Genomic DNA, 339 nt, shown 5'->3' with positions numbered 1-339 from the left:
ACAGCTGAGCCAAACTCAACGGTTAAAATCTATGACAAGGATAATAACGAAGTTGGTACTGCCCAAACTGGCGCTGATGGTAAGTACACCATTACATTACCTGCTAGTGTGGGTGAGAAGGCTAACCTTACAGCCACAGCGACTGATGCCGCTGGTAATGTAAGTACGCCAACTGACTTCATGACTCCAGCCGATGATGATAAGGTAGCGCCTAGTGCACCTATCGTTGATAACGTAACTGGTAACTCGACAGACGGTTATACTGTTACTGGTACAGCTGAGCCAAACTCAACGGTTAAAATCTATGACAAGGATAATAACGAAGTTGGTACTGCCCAA

1 protein-coding gene is annotated in these 339 nt (G+C 45.4%); it reads left to right on the top strand.

The features are described from left to right. Positions 1-339, top strand: a 339-nt coding sequence (locus TT13_RS11490) for an Ig-like domain-containing protein (protein ID WP_045477413.1), incomplete at both ends; no start/stop codon positions are given.

It is taken from the genome of Weissella oryzae SG25 (genome assembly GCF_000691805.2).
Classification (GTDB): domain Bacteria; phylum Bacillota; class Bacilli; order Lactobacillales; family Lactobacillaceae; genus Weissella; species Weissella oryzae.
The sequence above is the reverse complement of the archived record's forward strand: the minus strand, read 5'-3'. Positions and strand labels throughout refer to the sequence as shown.